Annotated in this window: 15 protein-coding genes; 9 read left to right on the forward strand and 6 right to left on the reverse strand. The window is 70.8% G+C overall.

The window, feature by feature from the left end:
• Positions 1–123 precede the first annotated feature (123 nt).
• The 6 genes from NZH93_RS46415 (at position 124) to NZH93_RS46440 (ending at position 8,298) form a co-directional block, all read left to right on the forward strand.
• The gene (locus NZH93_RS46415) at positions 124–1,941 is read left to right on the forward strand and encodes a methylmalonyl-CoA mutase family protein (protein WP_259629799.1); all 1,818 of its coding nucleotides are present in this window, start codon (positions 124–126) and stop codon (positions 1,939–1,941) included.
• On the forward strand, positions 1,938–4,112 hold the full coding sequence (gene scpA, locus NZH93_RS46420) for a methylmalonyl-CoA mutase (RefSeq protein WP_259629760.1): 2,175 nt from the start codon (positions 1,938–1,940) through the stop codon (positions 4,110–4,112). Before NZH93_RS46415 ends, scpA begins: the two co-directional genes overlap by 4 nt.
• Positions 4,105–5,091, forward strand: coding sequence for a methylmalonyl Co-A mutase-associated GTPase MeaB (gene meaB, locus NZH93_RS46425; RefSeq protein WP_259629761.1), 987 nt, complete (start codon positions 4,105–4,107; stop codon positions 5,089–5,091). Before scpA ends, meaB begins: the two co-directional genes overlap by 8 nt.
• A 276-nt stretch (positions 5,092–5,367) precedes the next feature.
• Positions 5,368–5,646 carry a hypothetical protein gene (locus tag NZH93_RS46430; protein ID WP_259629762.1) on the forward strand — a complete coding sequence of 93 codons (279 nt, stop codon included), beginning with the start codon at positions 5,368–5,370 and terminating at the stop codon, positions 5,644–5,646.
• A gap of 190 nt (positions 5,647–5,836) precedes the next feature.
• Positions 5,837–7,033: a M20 family metallopeptidase gene (locus NZH93_RS46435; protein ID WP_259629763.1), complete on the forward strand. Its 1,197-nt coding sequence runs from the start codon at positions 5,837–5,839 to the stop codon at positions 7,031–7,033.
• The gene (locus tag NZH93_RS46440; RefSeq protein ID WP_259629764.1) at positions 7,030–8,298 is read left to right on the forward strand and encodes a M20 family metallopeptidase; all 1,269 of its coding nucleotides are present in this window, start codon (positions 7,030–7,032) and stop codon (positions 8,296–8,298) included. The genes NZH93_RS46435 and NZH93_RS46440 overlap by 4 nt, the downstream gene beginning before the upstream one ends.
• A gap of 93 nt (positions 8,299–8,391) precedes the next feature.
• On the opposite strand, the gene NZH93_RS46445 is transcribed toward NZH93_RS46440, so the two are convergent.
• Both NZH93_RS46445 and NZH93_RS46450 read right to left on the reverse strand, forming a co-directional pair.
• Positions 8,392–9,252, reverse strand: coding sequence for an alkaline phosphatase D family protein (locus NZH93_RS46445; protein ID WP_259629765.1), 861 nt, complete (start codon positions 9,250–9,252; stop codon positions 8,392–8,394).
• Between the two features lie 91 nt (positions 9,253–9,343).
• Positions 9,344–11,089, reverse strand: coding sequence for a glycerol-3-phosphate dehydrogenase/oxidase (locus NZH93_RS46450; RefSeq protein WP_259629800.1), 1,746 nt, complete (start codon positions 11,087–11,089; stop codon positions 9,344–9,346).
• A gap of 313 nt (positions 11,090–11,402) precedes the next feature.
• Between NZH93_RS46450 and NZH93_RS46455 the strand changes: the two genes are divergently transcribed.
• Both NZH93_RS46455 and glpK read left to right on the forward strand, forming a co-directional pair.
• Positions 11,403–12,146 (forward strand): MIP/aquaporin family protein, encoded by a 744-nt coding sequence (locus NZH93_RS46455; protein ID WP_259629766.1) that lies wholly within the window; start codon positions 11,403–11,405, stop codon positions 12,144–12,146.
• Positions 12,147–12,165: 19 nt separating this feature from the next.
• Positions 12,166–13,680, forward strand: a complete 1,515-nt coding sequence (gene glpK, locus NZH93_RS46460) for a glycerol kinase GlpK (RefSeq protein ID WP_259629767.1) — start codon at positions 12,166–12,168, stop codon at positions 13,678–13,680.
• Between the two features lie 53 nt (positions 13,681–13,733).
• Here the strand turns inward: glpK and NZH93_RS46465 are convergent, their stop codons facing one another.
• On the reverse strand, positions 13,734–15,134 hold the full coding sequence (locus tag NZH93_RS46465) for an NAD(P)H-quinone dehydrogenase (protein WP_259629768.1): 1,401 nt from the start codon (positions 15,132–15,134) through the stop codon (positions 13,734–13,736).
• 119 nt (positions 15,135–15,253) lie between these two features.
• On the opposite strand from NZH93_RS46465, the gene NZH93_RS46470 reads away from it, so the two are divergent.
• Complete coding sequence (locus tag NZH93_RS46470; RefSeq protein WP_259629769.1) at positions 15,254–15,703, forward strand: gamma-glutamylcyclotransferase family protein; 450 nt, start codon at positions 15,254–15,256, stop codon at positions 15,701–15,703.
• Positions 15,704–16,099: 396 nt separating this feature from the next.
• Here NZH93_RS46470 and NZH93_RS46475 read toward each other — a convergent pair whose 3' ends face one another.
• From NZH93_RS46475 to NZH93_RS46485, 3 genes are read right to left on the reverse strand one after another with little or no spacing between them, the layout of a single operon-like run.
• Positions 16,100–16,900 (reverse strand): ESX secretion-associated protein EspG, encoded by an 801-nt coding sequence (locus NZH93_RS46475; protein ID WP_259629770.1) that lies wholly within the window; start codon positions 16,898–16,900, stop codon positions 16,100–16,102.
• Positions 16,900–18,150 (reverse strand): PPE domain-containing protein, encoded by a 1,251-nt coding sequence (locus tag NZH93_RS46480; protein ID WP_259629771.1) that lies wholly within the window; start codon positions 18,148–18,150, stop codon positions 16,900–16,902. Before NZH93_RS46480 ends, NZH93_RS46475 begins: the two co-directional genes overlap by 1 nt.
• A 41-nt stretch (positions 18,151–18,191) precedes the next feature.
• Entirely contained in the window at positions 18,192–18,593 is a 402-nt protein-coding gene (locus tag NZH93_RS46485) for a transcriptional regulator (RefSeq protein ID WP_259629772.1), read from the reverse strand.
• Positions 18,594–18,611: the final 18 nt, after the last annotated feature.

Consider the following 18,611-nt stretch of genomic DNA (forward strand, 5'->3'; position numbering starts at 1 on the left):
TGCACAACTAGGGGGGCTTAGGGGCATCGGACGCCGGAGGCGCGTGGAATGCTCACTGCATCGTTCACGGCGGTGAACCTCACATAGCCGCCTCACTACTTGTCGGTAAAACTGCGGAGCATGATGGAACCGTCCGGCGAATTGGCCCTGGCCGCCGAGTTCCCGACGCCTGACCGGGAACGCTGGCGGGAACTGGTGGACGGGGTGCTGAAGAAATCGGGCGCCCCGTTCGAGTCCCTGCTCTCCACGACCTACGACGGCATCCCCATCGCCCCGTTGTACACGGCGGAGGACGTCGCTCCACCGAGTGGTTTTCCCGGCGTCGCGCCGTTCGTGCGCGGCGGGAGGCCGGACGGCGCCGTCGACGGCGGCTGGCTGGTCCGCCAGCTCCACGCGCACCCCGACCCCGCGGTCGCCAAGAACGCGGTGATGGGCGACCTGCTCAACGGCGTCGGCTCGCTGTGGCTCAAGGTCGGCTCGGCGGGCCTGCCCGCGGCGGCGCTGGACGAGGTGCTCGCGGACGTCTACCTCGACCTCGCCCCCGTCGTGGTCGACGGCGGCGCGGAGTTCACCGAGGCCGGTCGCGCGCTGCTCAAGGTGTTCGACGAGCGGCCGCTGCTGCCGAGCGAGGTGCGCGGCAACCTGGGCGCGGACCCGATCGGCGTGCTGGCCCGCACGGGCGCCGCCGCCGACCTCGGCGCGCTGCTCGACCTCGTCGGCCGGTCCCGGAAGCTGTTCCCCGAGCTGCGCTCGGTCGTCGTGGACGGCCTGCCGTTCCACGAGGCGGGCGGCTCGGACGCGCAGGAGCTGGGCGCCTCGCTCGCCGCGGGCGTTGCCTACCTGCGGGCGCTCACGGACGCGGGCCTGTCCGTGGCGGAGGCCGCCGCGCAACTGGAGTTCCGCTACTCGGCGAGCGCCGACCAGTTCCTCACCATCGCGAAGTTCCGCGCCGCCCGACGGCTCTGGGCGCGCGTCACGGAGGTCGCGGGCGCGACGGCGCCGCAGCTCCAGCACGCCGTGACGTCCACGGCGATGATGACCCGCCGCGACCCGTGGGTGAACATGCTGCGCACCACCACCGCGTGCTTCGGCGCCGGGCTCGGCGGGGCGGACGCGGTGACCGTGCTGCCGTTCGACGCCGCGATCGGGCTGCCGGACGACTTCGCCCGCCGCATCGCGCGCAACACCCAGGCCGTGCTGCTGGAGGAGTCGCGGCTCGCGGGCGTGATCGACCCGGCGGGCGGCTCCTGGTACGTGGAGCGGCTGACCGACGACCTCGCGCACGCCGCGTGGGCGTGGTTCCAGGAGGTCGAGCGGGCGGGCGGGATCGTGGCCGCGCTCGGGTCCGGGCTGGTCGCGGACCGGCTCGCCGCCACGTGGGCGGCCCGGTCGGCGAACCTGGCCGACCGCACCGACGCGATCACCGGCGTCAGCGAGTTCCCGAACCTGGCCGAGAAGCCGGTGGCCAGGCCCGCCGCGCCCGTCGACCCGACCGGCGGCCTGCCGGTGGTCCGGTACGCGCAGGCGTACGAGTCGCTGCGCGACCGCTCCGACGCCCACCTGGCCGCGCACGGCGCGCGGCCGACCGTGTTCCTCGCCACCCTCGGCCCCGTCGCGGCGCACACCGCGCGGGCGTCGTTCGCGGCGAACCTGCTCCAGGCGGGCGGGATCGACACGCCGAACGCGGGCCCGACGAAGACCGTGGAGGACGTGGTCGCGAAGTTCCGCGAGAGCGGCGCGCGGATCGCGTGCCTGTGCGGCAGCGAGACCAGCTACGGCGACCTCGCCGCCCCGGTGGTGGAAGCGCTGCGCGCGGCCGGTGCCGAGCGGATCCTGCTGGCGGGCAAGAAGTCCGACGCCTCGATCGACGAGTTCGTCTTCACCGGGTGCCCGGCACTGGACGTGCTGGACCACACCTTCGCGGCCCTGGAGGTGGCGTGATGATCCCGAACTTCGCCGACGTGCCGCTCGGTGACCCGGCGGCGTCCACAGTGGACGACTGGCAGCGGGCGCTGCACGAGAAGACCGGCAAGGGCGCCGACGCGCTGATGTGGGAGACGCCCGAGGGCATCGGCGTGAAGCCGGTGTACACGGCCGCCGACACCGAGGGCCTGGACTTCCTCGCCACCTACCCCGGCATCGCGCCGTACCTGCGCGGGCCGTACCCGACGATGTACGTCAACCAGCCGTGGACGATCCGCCAGTACGCCGGGTTCTCCACCGCCGAGGAGTCGAACGCCTTCTACCGCCGCAACCTCGCGGCGGGCCAGAAGGGCCTGTCGGTCGCGTTCGACCTGGCGACCCACCGCGGCTACGACTCCGACCACCCGCGCGTGGCGGGCGACGTCGGCATGGCGGGCGTGGCGATCGACTCGATCTACGACATGCGGCAGCTCTTCGACGGCATCCCGCTGGACAAGATGAGCGTGTCGATGACCATGAACGGCGCGGTGCTGCCCGTGCTGGCGCTCTACGTCGTCGCGGCCGAGGAGCAGGGCGTCGCCCCCGAGCAGCTCGCGGGGACCATCCAGAACGACATCCTCAAGGAGTTCATGGTCCGCAACACCTACATCTACCCGCCCGCGAAGTCGATGCGGATCATCTCCGACATCTTCGCCTACACCTCGCAGCGGATGCCGAAGTACAACTCGATCTCGATCTCCGGCTACCACATGCAGGAGGCCGGGGCGACCGCCGACCTGGAGCTGGCGTACACCCTCGCCGACGGCGTGGAGTACCTGCGGGCGGGCCGGGAAGCGGGGCTGGACGTCGACGCGTTCGCGCCGCGGCTGTCGTTCTTCTGGGCCGTGGGCATGAACTTCTTCATGGAGGTCGCGAAGCTCCGCGCGGCCCGGCTGCTGTGGGCGAAGCTGGTCAAGGGCTTCGACCCGAAGTCGCCGAAGTCCTTGTCCCTGCGCACCCACTGCCAGACGTCGGGGTGGTCGCTGACCGCGCAGGACGTGTTCAACAACGTGACTCGCACGTGCGTCGAGGCGATGGCCGCGACGCAGGGGCACACGCAGTCGCTGCACACCAACGCGCTGGACGAGGCGCTCGCCCTGCCGACGGACTTCTCCGCGCGGATCGCCCGCAACACGCAGCTCTTCCTCCAGCAGGAGTCCGGCACCACGCGGGTCATCGACCCGTGGGGCGGCAGCGCGTTCGTGGAACGGCTCACGAACGACCTGGCGCACCGGGCGTGGGGCCACATCACCGAGGTCGAGGCCGCGGGCGGCATGGCGAAGGCGATCGAGGCCGGTATCCCGAAGCTGCGCATCGAGGAGGCCGCCGCCCGCACCCAGGCGCGGATCGACTCCGGGCGGCAGCCGGTGATCGGCGTGAACAAGTACCAGGTCGAGTTCGACGAGAAGATCGACGTCCTCAAGGTCGACAACGCCGGCGTGCGGGCGCAGCAGGTGGAGAAGCTGCGGCGGCTGCGCGAGGAACGTGACTCGGGCGCGGTCGAGTCGGCGCTGGACGCGTTGACCAAGGCCGCTGACGGTGACGGGAACCTGTTCGCCCTGGCCATCGAGGCCGCGCGGGCGAAGGCGACCGTCGGCGAGATCTCCGAGGCGCTGGGCAAGGTGTGGGGCCGCCACTCGGCGCAGATCCGCACCATCTCCGGCGTCTACCGGGAGGAGTCGGGCTCAGTGTCGAACGTGGACGCCACGCGGGCCGTCGTCGAGGAGTTCGCCGAGGCCGAGGGCCGCCGTCCCCGCATCCTGGTCGCCAAGATGGGCCAGGACGGGCACGACCGCGGCCAGAAGGTGATCGCGACCGCGTTCGCCGACCTCGGCTTCGACGTGGACGTCGGCCCGTTGTTCCAGACCCCCGGCGAGGTGGCGCGGCAGGCCGTCGAGGCGGACGTGCACGTGGTCGGCGTGTCGTCGCTGGCCGCCGGGCACCTCACGCTGGTGCCCGCGCTGCGCGACGAGCTGGCGGAGCTGGGCCGCGAGGACATCATGATCGTGGTCGGCGGCGTGATCCCGCCGCAGGACTTCGACGCGCTCCGCGAGGCGGGCGCGGCGGCGATCTTCCCGCCGGGCACGGTGATCGCGGACGCGGCGGGCGACCTGCTGGGCAAGCTGTCCGCCCAGCTCGGCCATGCCTAGGGCGGTCGACGTCGGCGCGTACGCCAAGGGCGTGCTCGCCGGTGACCGCGGCACGCTGGCGCGCGCGATCACGCTGGTCGAGTCCACGCGGGCCGACCACCGCGCGGCGGCGCAGCAACTGCTGGTCGAGCTGCTGCCGCACGCGGGCGGCGCGCACCGGGTCGGCATCACCGGCGTCCCCGGTGTCGGCAAGTCGACCTTCATCGACGCGCTGGGCACCAAGCTCACGACCGCGGGCCACCGGGTGGCCGTGCTGGCCGTGGACCCGTCGTCCACCCGGACCGGCGGCAGCATCCTCGGCGACAAGACCCGCATGGCCAGGCTGGCGGTCGACCCCGCCGCCTACATCCGGCCGTCGCCGACGTCCGGCACGCTCGGCGGCGTCGCACAGGCGACCAGGGAGACCGTCGTCCTGGTCGAGGCGGCGGGCTACGACGTCGTGCTGGTCGAGACCGTCGGCGTGGGACAGTCCGAAGTGGCCGTGGCGAACATGACGGACTGCTCGCTGTTCCTCACCCTCGCCCGCACCGGTGACCAGCTCCAGGGCATCAAGAAGGGCGTGCTGGAGCTGGCGGACGTGATCGCGGTCAACAAGGCCGACGGCGAGCACGAGCAGGAGGCGAAGAAGGCCGCGCGGGAGTTGGCCGGCGCGCTGCGGCTGCTGCGTCCGTCCGGCGCGCTGTGGCACCCACCGGTGCTGACGTGCAGCGCGTTGACCGGAACCGGTCTCGACGACGTGTGGGACCAGGTCGAGAAGCACCAGGCCGCGCTCGCCGGGGCGGGTGAGCTCGCCGAGCGGCGCAAGCGCCAGCAGGTCGACTGGACCTGGGCGATGGTCCGCGACCAGCTCCTGTCCGGCCTGCGCTCCCACCCGGAGGTCCGCGCGCTGGCGCCCGAGCTCGAACGCCAGGTGCGCGAGGGTGAGCTGACCGCCACCCTGGCCGCCGAGCGCATCCTCGAAGCGTTCACCGCGCGATGACCGGGGCCCCCGCGCGGTCCGGCCGGGGTGCCGGTGGTGCTCCGGCCCGCTCCGGGTCCCCGAAGTCGTCCGCGCCGGTGAACCCGGTTCGCGCTTCGATCCGAACCTTAGGGGTACGCCCGTGTACGCACGGTCGGGCTCGCGGCTCTTAGTTCACGACGGAAGGGAGGGATACAGCGGGTGAGGACGTACCCGGTCGGACGACCACTGACAGTGGTAACCGGGACGTGCGGTGACTAACCTGTGACCATGCGGCGATCAGTGTCCAGTGCGTGCGTGGCTCTCCTCATCGCGCTGGTCGGTGCGTTCACACTGGTGGCGCCCGCGAGCGCGGCGGAGGACACGGGTGTCCACGTCGCCGCGCGGCAGACGGAGGTCGTCACCCCGTCGAACACCGGTCCTGACCTCAACCCGCAGCAGGAGCCGGACCTCTCGATCAAGGCCGAGACGAAGAACAAGCTCTGGATCGGTGCCATCGCCGTCCTCCTGTTCGTCTTCGTCTACTGGCGCAACAAGCGCCGGTACACGAAGTGGCGGAAGGGCAAGAAGGCCTAGGTCCGGGCCCCCGAAGCGTTCCATCTGCTGGGAAACGGCATCCGGGATACGGTCGTCCGGTCAGAATCGCGAGGCAGTGATCGGTCAGGCCGAACCCCGGCCGCCGTTTGGCGCATCGTCGTGACCGGCCGTCGGTTGATCACCGGAAGGGGACTTCGCCCCGCCGGGACGTGATGCAGGATGGAAGCAAATGGGTACCGACTTCAAGATCAGCACACGCTCATCCGTGGAGCGGTACTCGACGGTGCTGGTCGACCTGTCGCGCAGCATCCACGCCGAGCCCGAGATCGCCTTCCAGGAGCACCGGAGCGCCGAGAAGGTCGCCTCCCTGCTGGAGGGGGAGGGCTTCGAGGTCGAGCGGGGTGTCGCCCGGCTGGACACCGCGTTCACCGCGACCTACGGCGACGGTGACCTGGTCCTCGGCCTGTGCGTCGAGTACGACGCCCTGCCCGGCCTCGGCCACGCGTGCGGCCACAACGTGATCGCGGCCGCGAGCACGGGCGCCGCGCTGGCCCTGCGCGACCTGGCGGACGCGCTCGGCGTCACGGTGAAGGTGATCGGCACGCCCGCCGAGGAGGTGGGCGGCGGCAAGGTGCTCATGCTGGAGCGCGGCGTGTTCGACGACGTCGCGCTGTCCATGATGGTGCACCCCACGCCCTACGAGGCCATCGCGGCCCGGTCACTCGCGATCACGGACGTCGAGGTCCACTACACCGGCAAGTCGTCGCACGCCGCGGCCGCCCCGCACCTCGGGGTCAACGCGGCGGACGCGGTCACGGTCGCCCAGGTGGCGATCGGGCTCGCGCGACAGCACCTGGAGCCCGGCCAGATGGTCAGCGGCATCGTCATCGACGGCGGCGCGGTGCCGAACATCGTGCCCGCCAAGGCGGCGGCGATGTTCGACCTGCGCGCCGAGAACCTCGAATCATTGCAGCGCCTCGAGAACCGCATCGGGGCCTGCTTCCACGCCGGGGCCATTGCCACCGGCTGCACCCATGAGGTCGTCAAGGTCTCGCCGATCTACGCCGAACTCACCCCGGACCCGTGGCTGGCGGACGCCTACCGGCAGGCCGCCGTCGCGCTGGGGAGGCGCCCGTTGAGTCCCGAACGGGAACAGCGGGAGAAGATCGGCAGCACCGACATGGGCAACGTCACCCGCGTGCTGCCCGCTATCCACCCGACCATCGCCATCGACTGCGGAGACGCGGTGAACCACCAGATCGAGTTCGCGAACGCCTGTGCGTCGGCTTCCGCCGACCAGGCCGTGCTCGACGGTGCGCTGGCCATGGCATGGACGACCATCACCGCGGCCACGGACCCGGACCAGCGCGCGAGGCTGCTCGCCGCCGCTGCCGAACGTGCCGCTGCTCTCGGAGGTACGGCATGACCGTCGTCGATTCGCGGACCGATCTGTCACGGGAGGAGTCCGACGTGCTGTTGAGCAGGCGGGGGGTGAGCATTGCCCCTGTGGATGACCCCGGTGAGGGACGCGGTCCCTCTTGGCTCGACGACTGGCTGACCGCGAACGCGGCCGAGGTCGTCGCCTGGCGCAGGCACCTGCACGCGAACCCGGAGTTGTCGCGCAAGGAGTTCGCCACCACCGAGCTGATCGCGGGCCTGCTGCGGTCCGTCGGCCTCAAGCCGCGGATCCTGCCCGGCGGCACCGGGCTCGTCTGCGACATCGGCTCCGGGCCCCGGTGCGTCGCACTGCGGGCGGACATGGACGCGCTGCCGTTGCAGGAGAACACCGGGCTGCCCTTCTCCTCCACTGTGGAGGGTGCTTCGCACGCCTGCGGGCACGACGCGCACACCACGGTGCTGCTGGGGACCGCGCTCGCGCTGGCGTCGGCCACCGAGCTGCCCGGCCGCGTCCGCCTGGTGTTCCAGCCCGCGGAGGAGGTCATGCCCGGCGGAGCGCTGGACGTGCTCGCCGCGGGCGGGCTGGACGGGGTGGAGCGGATCTTCGGGCTGCACTGCGACCCGCGCCTTGAGGTCGGGCGGGTCGGCACCCGGATCGGGGCCATCACGTCGGCCAGCGACCTGTTGGAGCTGCGGCTGACGTCCCCCGGCGGCCACACGTCCCGGCCCCACCTGACCGCGGACCTGGTCAACGCGCTGGGCACGGTGATCACCGGGCTGCCGTCCCTGCTGTCCCGCCGCGTCGACCCCCGTTCGGGGACGGTGCTGGTGTGGGGTGCCGTGCACGCGGGTGAGGCGGCGAACGCCGTGCCGCAGGACGGTGTCCTGCGCGGCACCCTGCGCACCGGCGACCGGGAGATTTGGGCCGAGCTGGAGCCGTTGGTGAAGGAGCTGGTCGGCGCGCTGCTCGCGCCCACCGGGGTCGGCTTCGACCTGCACCACCGCCGCGGTGTGCCGCCGGTCGTGAACGACCGCGATTCGACGCTGCTGTTCCGCGCGGGCATCGAGGCCGCGCTGGGTGAGGACGCGCTGGCGGGCACCGAGCAGTCGTCCGGCGGCGAGGACTTCGGGTGGTACCTGGAGCACGCGCCCGGCTCGTTCGCCCGGCTCGGCGTGTGGGACGGGGTCAGCAAGCAGCGCGACCTGCACCAGCCGACGTTCGACCTGGACGAGCGGGCGCTGCTCGTCGGCGTGCGGGTGATGGTGCACACCGCGCTGGCGGCGTTGGCCTGATCCGCGAGGCGGGAAGCTGGCTCGGGAACCCCTTGATCGGAGCGCGGATGGTGGACCCGCCCGACGGTCGAGGGGTGGACCCGGTCACCGCGCCTACGGCGTGGACGCCGGTTTGACCCGGATCGGGCGGCCCTCGGGGCCGTTCACCCGGACCTCCGCGGGCGTGACCTCCAGCACCGCGCCGGAGTCCTCCTCGCAGGCCGCCTCGGAGATCAGCACCACGTTCGGCTCCCCGGTTTCGCGGAGCACCTCCGCGACGGCGTCACCGTCCAGCGCGTTCGCGGTGATCAGCTTCCAGGTGGCGTCGCTGTCGCGCACGCCCTCGGTCAGCCACTCCCGCTGTTCGAGGTCGGTCCCGGTGCGCTGGTCCAGGACGATGACGTCCACCAGCCTGCCGAACGTGAGACCGCGGAAGCGGCGGCCGTCGCGCACCGGCTGCCAGTCGAGGTGCGCGGTGCCCGCCACGACGACGGGGTGCGCGGCGTGCAGCCTCCGGACGTCCGGGTTGGCCAGGTGCCTGGCCAGCATGCGCTTGTCGGTGGGGAGCGAGCCGACCTGGAGGACCGCGTCGAGGCCGCTGCGCTGGGCCAACTGGGCGTGGGCCTGGCCGCGCAGGACGCCGAAGCGCAGCAGGTCGCACTCGTCGTGGGGCGCGGTGGTGGTGCGGCCGGTTTCCGACACGACGCCACCCACCCGGAAGCGGTAGTAGTACGCCGTCCTCGGTCTCAGGCCGGTCACCGGGACCTTGACGGTGTGGTCACGACCGGCGGTGGCCAGGGCCATGCCCGCCGACACCGGGCGCTCGAACGTCAGCGTCCTGGAGACCTCCCAGGTGACGCTCACGACCGGCAGGCCGGTCGTGACCCGTGTCCACAGCAGGACGCCGTCCGGCCAGGGGTCGCCGGACGCGACACCGTGGTCGAACGACACCTGCCAGTCGAGCGGGGAACTCATCTGCGGATCCTGCCCCAGCGGAGGGCCCTCGCCGTAGTCCCGGCGGGGCACGTGACAGCTTCAGGTCAACAGGGGTCTGGCCTGCAACCGATCAGGACACCGGTTCGATCAGTTGCGGACGGGCTTCCGGGGCCGCCGACCGGACGCCGTCGGCCGACTCGTCGTTCGGCTGCGCCTGCGACTCGCGCTCCGCTTCGACCCGCGAGTTGTAGACCTCGACCTCGCGCTTGATCCGGTCCTCGTCCCAGCCGAGCACCCCCGCGACGAGGCGGGCGACCGGCTCGGCGCTCTCGACGCCGCGGTGCGGGTACTCGATCGAGATGCGGGTCCGCCGGGTGAGCACGTCCTCCAGGTGGAGCGCGCCCTCGTGGCTGACCGCGTAGTACGCCTCGACCTGGAGGTAGTCCGGCGAGCCTGGGATCGGCTTGAGCAGGTCCGGGTTGTCGCGCGACAGGCCCAGCACCTCGTGCACCAGCGAGCCGTAGCGGTCGAGCAGGTGGCGCACGCGGTACGGGTGGAGGCCGTAGCGGGCGGCCAACTGGTCCGCCTGGTTCACCAGCGCGTGGTAGCCGTCCGCGCCCACCAGCGGCACCTTGTCGGTGATGGACGGCTGGATGCGGCCGGGCACGTCCACCGACGCGGCGTCGATCGCGTCGGCGCCCATCACCCGGTACGTCGTGTACTTGCCGCCCGCGATGGCGACGAGGCCGGGGGAGACGCGGGCGACGGCGTGCTCGCGCGACAGCTTCGACGTCGACTCGTTCTCGCCCGCGAGCAGCGGGCGGAGGCCCGCGTAGACGCCTTCGATGTCCTCGTGCGTCAACGGGGTCGCGAGGACCGTGTTCACGTGCTCGAGGATGTAGTCGATGTCCGCGCGGGTGGCGGCGGGGTGCGCGAGGTCGAGGTTCCAGTCCGTGTCGGTGGTGCCGACGATCCAGTGGTTGCGCCACGGGATGACGAACAGGACGGACTTCTCGGTGCGCAGGATCATGCCGGACTCCGACACGATCCGGTCGCGCGCGACCACGATGTGCACGCCCTTGCTGGCGCGCACGCGGAACCGGCCGCGGCTGCCCGAGAGCCGCTGGAGCTCGTCCGTCCACACGCCCGTGGCGTTGATCACGGCGTGCGCCCGGACGTCCGTCTCGCGGCCGTCCTCGACGTCGCGGACGCGGACGCCCGAGACCCGGTCCGCCTCGCGGAGGAAGTCGACGACCTGGGTGGACGTCCGCACGACGGCGCCGTAGTGCGCGGCGGTGCGGCCGACCATCATGGTGTGGCGGGCGTCGTCGGCCTGGGCGTCGAAGTAGCGGATGCCGCCGATCAGCGCGTCCCGCTTCAACGCGGGCACCATGCGCAGCGCGCCCGCCTTGGTCAGGTGCTTCTGGCCGGGGACGGACCGCCCGCCGCCCATGGAGTCGTAGAGGAACAGGCCCGCCGCCGTGTACGGCCGCTCCCACACGCGCTTGGTCAGCGGGTAGAGGAACGCGACCGGCTTCACCAGGTGCGGGGCGATCCGGTTGAGCATCAGCTCGCGTTCGCGGAGCGCTTCGCGGACCAGGCCGAACTCGAGCTGTTCGAGGTAGCGCAGGCCGCCGTGGAACAGCTTGCTCGACCGGCTCGACGTGCCGGAGGCGAGGTCGCGGGCTTCGACGAGCGCCACCCGCAGGCCTCGCGTCGCGGCGTCCAGCGCGGCTCCGACCCCGACCACGCCGCCGCCGACGATGACGACGTCGAAGGTCTCGGTCTCCAGCCGCCGCCAGGACTCCTCGCGTTCCAGGGGCCCCAGACGACCGGTGACGGCCGCCTCGACCTCGGTCTCGGTCTGCTCGTGCACCGCTTCTTCTCGGGGCTTGCGCGTGGCCACGACAAACGCCTCCCTGCGCTGACCTGCTGCTGACTCCCAGCACGTTACCCGTAGGTACGGACATTCGGGGATCGTGGGCGTCGCGTTGGCGCGCTCTAACGGTTTGTGATGTGCTGACCAGGAGCGAACGACCCTAAAACGGCCCGAGCTGACAATCGGACCGTAGACAACCGATCAGTTCGGCGGTTAGCGTCAGGTCGCATCACGGGGTGGGCAGCGCGGCCGAACCCGAGCTCGAACGCGCCTCCCTACCCGGTCCGCCACACGGCGAGGAGGCTGGCGAGTGAGTGCAGGTTCGATCTTCGTCTGGGAAACCCTCGGCACCGCGATATTGATCTTGCTCGGTACCGCTGTCGTCGCAAACCACGTGCTCCGCAACACGAACGGCAACGGTGCGGGCACCCTCTTCATCAACGTCGGCTGGGCGTTCGCCGTCTTCACCGGCGCGAGCGTCGCCGCGGGCAGCGGCGCGCACCTCAACCCCGCCGTCACCCTCGGCCTGGCCATCAGCGGCAAGACCGACTGGGTCGACGTCCCCGTCTACTTCGCGGGCCAGATGGTCGGTGCGATCATCGGCGCGATGCTCACCTGGGCCACCTACAAGCTCCAGTTCGACGCGCACGACGAACCCGGTGGCACGCTCGGGATCTTCTCCACCGCGCCGACCATCCGGAACACGCCGTGGAACCTCGTCACGGAGATCATCGGCACGTTCGTGCTGGTGGCGTGGATCCTGCTCAGCCCAGGCGTGAAGATGGCGGAGGGCGGCCTGCCGAACTTCGGCAACTCCGCGCTCGGCTACGCCGGTGTCGCGTTCGTCGTCCTGGTGATCGGCACCTCGCTCGGCGGTCCGACCGGGTACGCCATCAACCCGGCGCGCGACCTCGGTCCCCGCATCGCCTACGCGTTCCTGATGCCCATCAAGGGCAAGGCCGACCCGGACTGGGGCTACTCCTGGATCCCGGTCGTCGGCCCGCTCGTCGGCGGTGCCGTGGCGGCCCTGCTCTACCTGGTACTCCCGGTCTGAAGTTGAGAGGACACCTCGCATGACCCAGTACGTGGCCGCGATCGACCAGGGCACCACCTCGACCAGGTGCATGATCTTCGACCACTCCGGTCGGGTGGTCTCGGTCGACCAGAAGGAGCACGAGCAGATCTTCCCGAGGGCGGGCTGGGTCGAGCACGACCCGGAGGAGGTCTGGACGAACACCCGCCAGGTCGCCGCGGGAGCGCTCGCCAAGGCCGACCTGACCACCGCGGACATCGTCGCGGTCGGCATCACCAACCAGCGCGAGACCGCGGTGGTGTGGGACAGGACCACCGGCAAGCCGGTCTACAACGCGATCGTCTGGCAGGACACCCGCACGGACAAGATCTGCCAGGAGCTGGAGGCGTTGGGCGGCGGGCAGGAGCGGTACCGCGAGAAGACCGGGTTGCCGCTGGCGACCTACTTCTCCGGCCCCAAGGTCCGGTGGATCCTGGACAACGTCGACGGTGCCCGCGCCAAGGCCGAAGCCGGTGACCTGCTGTTCGGCAACATGGACACGTGGGTCCTGTGGAACATGACCGGCGGCGTCGACGGCGGCGTGCACGTCACCGACCCGACGAACGCCTCCCGCACGCTGCTGATGGACCTGGACACGCTGACGTGGGACGAGTCCATCGCGGCTGACATGAAGATCCCGGTGTCGATGCTGCCGGAGATCAAGTCGTCGTCGGAGGTGTACGGGCAGGTCCGCGAACGCGGCGCGCTGGCCGGGCTGCCGATCGCGGGCATCCTCGGCGACCAGCAGGCGGCGACGTTCGGCCAGGCCTGCCTGTCGCCCGGCGAGGCCAAGAACACCTACGGCACCGGCAACTTCGTGCTGCTCAACACGGGCACGGAGAAGGTGCTCAGCAACAACGGCCTGCTCACCACGGTCTGCTACAAGATCGGCTCGAACGACACGGTGTACGCGCTGGAGGGCTCCATCGCGGTCACCGGGTCGCTGGTGCAGTGGCTGCGGGACAACCTCGGCATGATCGGCACGGCCGCCGAGATCGAGGAGCACGCGCGGTCCGTGGACGACAACGGCGGCGCGTACTTCGTACCCGCGTTCTCGGGGCTGTTCGCGCCGTACTGGCGGTCCGACGCGCGCGGCGCGATCGTCGGCCTGACCCGGTACGTCAACAAGGGCCACCTGGCCCGCGCGGTGCTGGAGGCCACGGCGTTCCAGTCCCGCGAGGTCATCGACGCCATGAACGCCGACTCCGGCGTGGAGCTGACGTCGTTGAAGGTCGACGGCGGGATGGTCGTCAACGAGCTGCTGATGCAGTTCCAGGCCGACATCCTCGGCGTGCCGGTGATCCGGCCGGTCGTCGCGGAGACCACGGCGCTGGGCGCGGCCTACGCGGCCGGGCTCGCGGTGGGGTTCTGGAAGAGCGAGGACGACATCCGCGAGAACTGGGCGCAGGACAAGCAGTGGGACCCGTCGATGGACGAATCGCAGCGGGCCAGTGAGTACAAGAACTGGAAGAAGGCCGTGAGCCGGACGTTGGACTGGGTCGACAAGGACGAGTGAGGTGAGCGAAAAGGCCCGTCCCCGTTGTGGGGACGGGCCTTTTTCGCTGTCTTCTAGTCCAGGTCGTCGTGCCGCATGAGCTGGCGGCCGGACTCCGTGATGGAGCCCGAGAGGGACGGGTACACGGAGAACGTGGTGGCCAGGTCCTCGACGGTGAGCTGGTTCTGGACGCTCAGTGCGATCGGCAGGATCAGTTCGCTCGCGTTCGGGGCGACGACGACGCCGCCGATGACCACGCCGGTGGCGGGGCGGCAGAACAGCTTCACGAAGCCGCGGCGCAGGCCCTCCATCTTGGCGCGGGGGTTCGTCGCCAGTGGGAGCATGATCGTGCGGGCCGGGACCTTGCCGGAGTCGATCGCGTGCTGGCTGATGCCGACGTTCGCGATCTCCGGGTTGGTGAAGACGTTCGCGGCGACCGTCTTGAGCTTGATCGGGCTGACGCCCTCGCCCAGCGCGTGCCACATCGCGATGCGGCCCTGCATGGCCGCGACCGACGCCAGCAGCATCAGACCGGTGCAGTCGCCCGCCGCGTAGACGCCGGACACGTTCGTGCGCGACACCCGGTCGACCGGGATGTACCCGCCGCGACCCAGTTCGATGCCGATCTTGTCCAGGCCGATGTCGGTGGTGTTCGGGACCGAGCCGACCGCCATCAGGGCGTGGCTGGCCTCGATCACGCGGCCGTCCTCCAGGTGGATCTTCACGCCGTCGCCGACGTTCTCCACCTTGTCCGCGCGGGCGTGCTTCACGACGGTCGTGCCGCGCTCGGCGAACACGTCCTCCAGCACCGCGGCGGCGTCCGCGTCTTCGTGCGGGAGCACGCGGTCGCGGCTGGACACCATCGTGACCTTGACACCCAGCTCGGTGTAGGCGGAGGCGAACTCGACACCCGTGACACCGGAGCCGATGACGGCCAGGTGCTCGGGGAGTTCGGGGAGGTCGTAGATCTGCCGCCAGTCGAGGACGCGCTTGCCGTCCGGCTCGGCGCCCGGCAACACGCGCGGGGTCGCGCCTGTGGCGATCAACACCACGTCGGCCGACAGCGTCTCGGTCTCGCCGTTCGAGTCGACCACGACCCGGTGCTGCGCCAGACCGCGCGTGTCGTCGCAGAACTTGGCGGTGCCGTTGACGATCCGGACACCCTCGCGCTGGAGCCGCGCCCGGATGTCGGCGGACTGCGCGAGCGCAAGGCCCTTCACCCGACCGTGTACAACCGGGAGGTCGACCTCCGCCGCGTTGTCGTCGGTGTGAATGCCCAGCTCACCGGCGTTGCGGAAGGCGCTGCGACCGCCCGCGGACGCGATGAACGTCTTGGAGGGGACGCAGTCGTAGAGGACGCAGGCGCCACCCACGCCGTCGCTTTCCACGACCGTGACTTCGGCCCCGTGCTGAGCTGCGACAAGAGCGGCTTCATAGCCTGCGGGGCCGCCGCCCATGATGACGATGCGGGTCACGCGAGATCCTCCTCAGACAGCGGCAACGGCCGCGCACAACCGTACGCGGTCGGGTCGTTGTCCGTGTCGTCCGGTCTTGTGTTCCTCAAGGTGATCGCCGTGTCGCTAGGCTGTCGGTCGTGCCGCTCTATGCCGCGTACGGGTCGAACATGGATCCGAACCAGATGATGGAGCGAGCCCCCTACTCCCCGATGGCGGGGACTGGCTGGCTCGCTGGTTGGCGTCTGTCGTTCGGTGGCGAGGACCTCGGCTGGGAGGGCGCGCTCGCCACCATCGTCGAGGACCCCGATTCCCAGACCTTCGCCGTCCTCTACGACGTGTCACCGCGGGACGAGTCGCGGTTGGACCGGTGGGAAGGGGCGCTGGGTCTGTACAAGAAGATCCGGTTGAGGGTGCAGACGTTGGAGGGGTCCGTGGTCGCCTGGCTGTACGTGCTGGACGCGTACGAAGGTGGGCTGCCCTCGGCGCGGTACCTGGGGGTGGTGGCGGACGCGGCTGAGGCCGCGGGGGCGCCTGACGACTACGTGTCGGATTTGAGGACCAAGCCCTGTCGGGGGATTGGGTCCTGAGGGTTGGGGTGGCGGTGGGCACCCCGAATCGCGCGAGTGTCTCCATGACTGTGCGGCTTTGTCAAGGCGGGAAAGATGCCTTGACAAAGCCGCACAGTCATGAGGTGCGCTAAGAGTCGGGGTGCGGCCGGGGGAAGGGTTTTAAGGGACGGAACGCTTGGGTTGCGGGCGGTGCGGGTTGCGGCCGGGGGCCCAGGTGGGCGTGCGGTTGGGTCGGGGGCGGGTTGCGGCCGGGGGCCCGAGTGCGCGCCGGTTGGTCCGGGGGCGAGTTTGGGCCGGGGGCCCGGAAGGCGCCGGTGGGTTGGGGGCAGGTTGCGGCCGGGGGCCCGAGTGCGCGCCGGTTGGTCCGGGGGCGGGATTGGGCCGGGGGCCCGGAAGGCGCTGGTGGGCCGTGGGTTAGAGGCTTTCTGCCAGTAGTTCTGACAGGTGGTGGTCCAGGCGGCGGTGGTCTACCGGGGAGACTGTGCTCCACGGTTGTTGGCCTGGGGATGCGCGGCGCATTTGTACGTATCTGCCTTCTGGGGTGTCGTAGAAGGCGATCACTCTTTCCGGGCGCCTGCGTTTGCCCCACTTGTCTCTTGCCGCTGTGCCGAATTGGCCTCTGTTTCCTGCGTCTCGCATCATTTCCGCGAGGGTGTGGGCGTCGTCTTGGCGTACGCCGCGGGTCCGCAGTGCGTTTTCCAGGTCTTCCGCGGTTTTTGCCGCTGCTGCTGCCGCGTCCAGGTCTGCGCTGGGCAGGGTGATGGAGTGGCCTGGGCCTGCTGGTGCGTTGGGTAGTACTGAGAGGGCTTCTCTGGGGAGGCTTTCGCCGGAGGCCGGTCGTAGGGTTAGGCGGTCGCCGTCCAGTACTGCTACTACGCCTGCCTGGCCTTTTGCGGCTGCCAGTACGCGGACGCTGCGGCCTAGCCACAGGCGGCCGTCCACCTCGGTTTGTGGGCGGTTGAGCAGGTGCAGCAGGTCTTCCAGGGCTGGGTCGAGTGAGACTGGTTTGCCCAGGCCTCGGCGTTCCAGGCCTGCCCAGACGGTGTGTTCCAGTTCCGCGCGTTCCGCGTAGGTCTTGCCCGGTGAGGGGACCTTGAGGACCAGCGGCATCGTTTCCAGGCGGAGGTGGTCCCAGAGCACGTCGAATTCCAGTGCTGTGATGATCACCGGTTCACGCAGTTCGCTCGTGCCCAGGTCCACTCCGAAGCTCGTCATCAACTGCTCTGGTTCTCCCCGATCACCGGAGGCGAGATCATCCCGCCGATGCCGTAGATGTCGTCGGTTTCCCGGAGGTAGTCGGCGGCGTCGTGCTCGCCGTCCTCCTCCTCGTTGGCGCGTGCCGCGCCCGCGCCGCCCGCGTTGCCGAACGGGTCGAACGACGCCTGCGCGGGTACCAGCGGGGTGGCCCTGCGGTGCACGGTGTCGTTGTCGGTCGCGGTGCCTGCTGCCGGGCCGCCTGCTGGGCCGTGGCCGGTGGGGCTGCCCGGTTGGGCGGTGGGGGTGGCGACGGGGCCGAATTCCGCGCCGCTGACCGTGGTGACGCCGGACTGCCTGCCCGCGCCGCCCGCCTGGCCGCCCGCGCGGTCCGGGTGGCCGTCGTCTGCCGAGGAGGACTTCGTGTCGTCCTTGCGGGGCTTGGAGTTGGGGCCGCCGATCACGCCGCCGGTGAAGCCGCCCGTGGTGCCGGGTGCGCCGACGCCGTTCGCGGTGCGGGTGGTGCCGGTGGTGGACGTCGTGGGCGAACCCGTCGCGCCCGACGTGCCGGTGGTGTTGCCCGCGACGCCCCTGGGGGCGGTGGCCTGGCGGTTGGTGCCGCCGGGGCGGGAAGCGGGACGGCCTCCTGCGCCGCCGCGGCCCGAGACCACGCCGTACTCGCCGCCCAGGCCGCCGCTGATGCCGTGCACGTTCCCCAGCGAGTGCTGCGACGGGTTGATCACGAGCTGCGGCGGCTGGTGGAACTGGCCGAGGGTGCTGGTGTTCGTGGTGGTGCTGGACGCGTAGGTGGCCATGACCTCGCGGGCGCGCTGCTCGGCGGCGCTGTGCGCCTTCTCCTGCACCTCGTAGTCGGTCTGGCCGCCGACCAGGTGCGTCAGCGCGCTCAGGATCTTGCCGGGGTCCTCGGCGGTGACCGGGACGGGCGCGGGCATGTCGGAGCGGGCCTTGCTGATGAAGTCGGCCTGCATCTCGGCGGACACGCGCATCACGTCGGCGCCGGTGCGGGCGTCGTCCGCCCAGGCGGCGAGCGGGTTCAGGCCTGCTCGCGCCGTGTCGGCGGCCTTGCCCTCCCACCTCGCGCCCGAGTTCAGGACGCCCGAGTACAGCTCGTTGTTGATCTCCACGAGAGCCGCCGAAACGCCTTGCCAGCGTTCCATGGAGGCGTGCGACGCCTTCGGTCCAGGCCCCGAGTTGATCTGCTTGTAGAGCTCCTCGTGGCTGTACCCGTTCCAGCGGTGTCCGTCGGGCATGAAGATTTCCCCTCGCTTCGCGGCCTGCCGTTCGTGCGGTGTCAGCAGCCGCTTTGCTTCATCAGACCGGTGGCGTCGTCGTCCATCGCCCGGTACTGCTGTTCGACCAGGTCCAGTGCGTCCATCGCGGACTTGAGCTGCCGCTGGTAGCTCGTCAGCGCGCCCAGCGCCGAGTCCCCGGACTCGAAGGCGCGCTCGTTGAACTTCTCCGCCGCCTCCACGCTCACGCCGTCGCCCGCCCAGGGCCGCACCCTGACCTCGGTGACCGCGAGTTCGATCTGCTTGTCCAGTTTCGTCAGCGCGCTGGCGAAAGCGCTCCGGAGACTGGGGATCGCCCCTGGCTCCACGGTGAGCGTGTGGGTAGTCAGGAACGCCTCGACGTCGGCACCACTAACCTCGGACGGCATCCCGGCCTCCTGCGTAACGTCGTTCTCGGTCAACACTCTAGCCACCTCGGCGGA

It is taken from the genome of Umezawaea endophytica, assembly GCF_025061645.1.
GTDB classification, from domain to species: Bacteria; Actinomycetota; Actinomycetes; order Mycobacteriales; family Pseudonocardiaceae; genus Umezawaea; species Umezawaea endophytica.

Excerpts from the sequence above, each read along its gene's own strand:
- NZH93_RS46440 (WP_259629764.1), top strand. The coding sequence starts at position 7,030 with ATGACCGTCGTCGATTCGCGGACCGATCTGTCACGGGAGGAGTCCGAC.
- NZH93_RS46480 (WP_259629771.1), bottom strand. The coding sequence starts at position 18,150 with ATGCCCGACGGACACCGCTGGAACGGGTACAGCCACGAGGAGCTCTAC.
- NZH93_RS46435 (WP_259629763.1), top strand. The coding sequence starts at position 5,837 with ATGGGTACCGACTTCAAGATCAGCACACGCTCATCCGTGGAGCGGTAC.
- glpK (WP_259629767.1), top strand. The coding sequence starts at position 12,166 with ATGACCCAGTACGTGGCCGCGATCGACCAGGGCACCACCTCGACCAGG.
- NZH93_RS46415 (WP_259629799.1), top strand. The coding sequence starts at position 124 with ATGGAACCGTCCGGCGAATTGGCCCTGGCCGCCGAGTTCCCGACGCCT.
- NZH93_RS46445 (WP_259629765.1), bottom strand. The coding sequence starts at position 9,252 with ATGAGTTCCCCGCTCGACTGGCAGGTGTCGTTCGACCACGGTGTCGCG.
- meaB (WP_259629761.1), top strand. The coding sequence starts at position 4,105 with ATGCCTAGGGCGGTCGACGTCGGCGCGTACGCCAAGGGCGTGCTCGCC.
- NZH93_RS46475 (WP_259629770.1), bottom strand. The coding sequence starts at position 16,900 with ATGACGAGCTTCGGAGTGGACCTGGGCACGAGCGAACTGCGTGAACCG.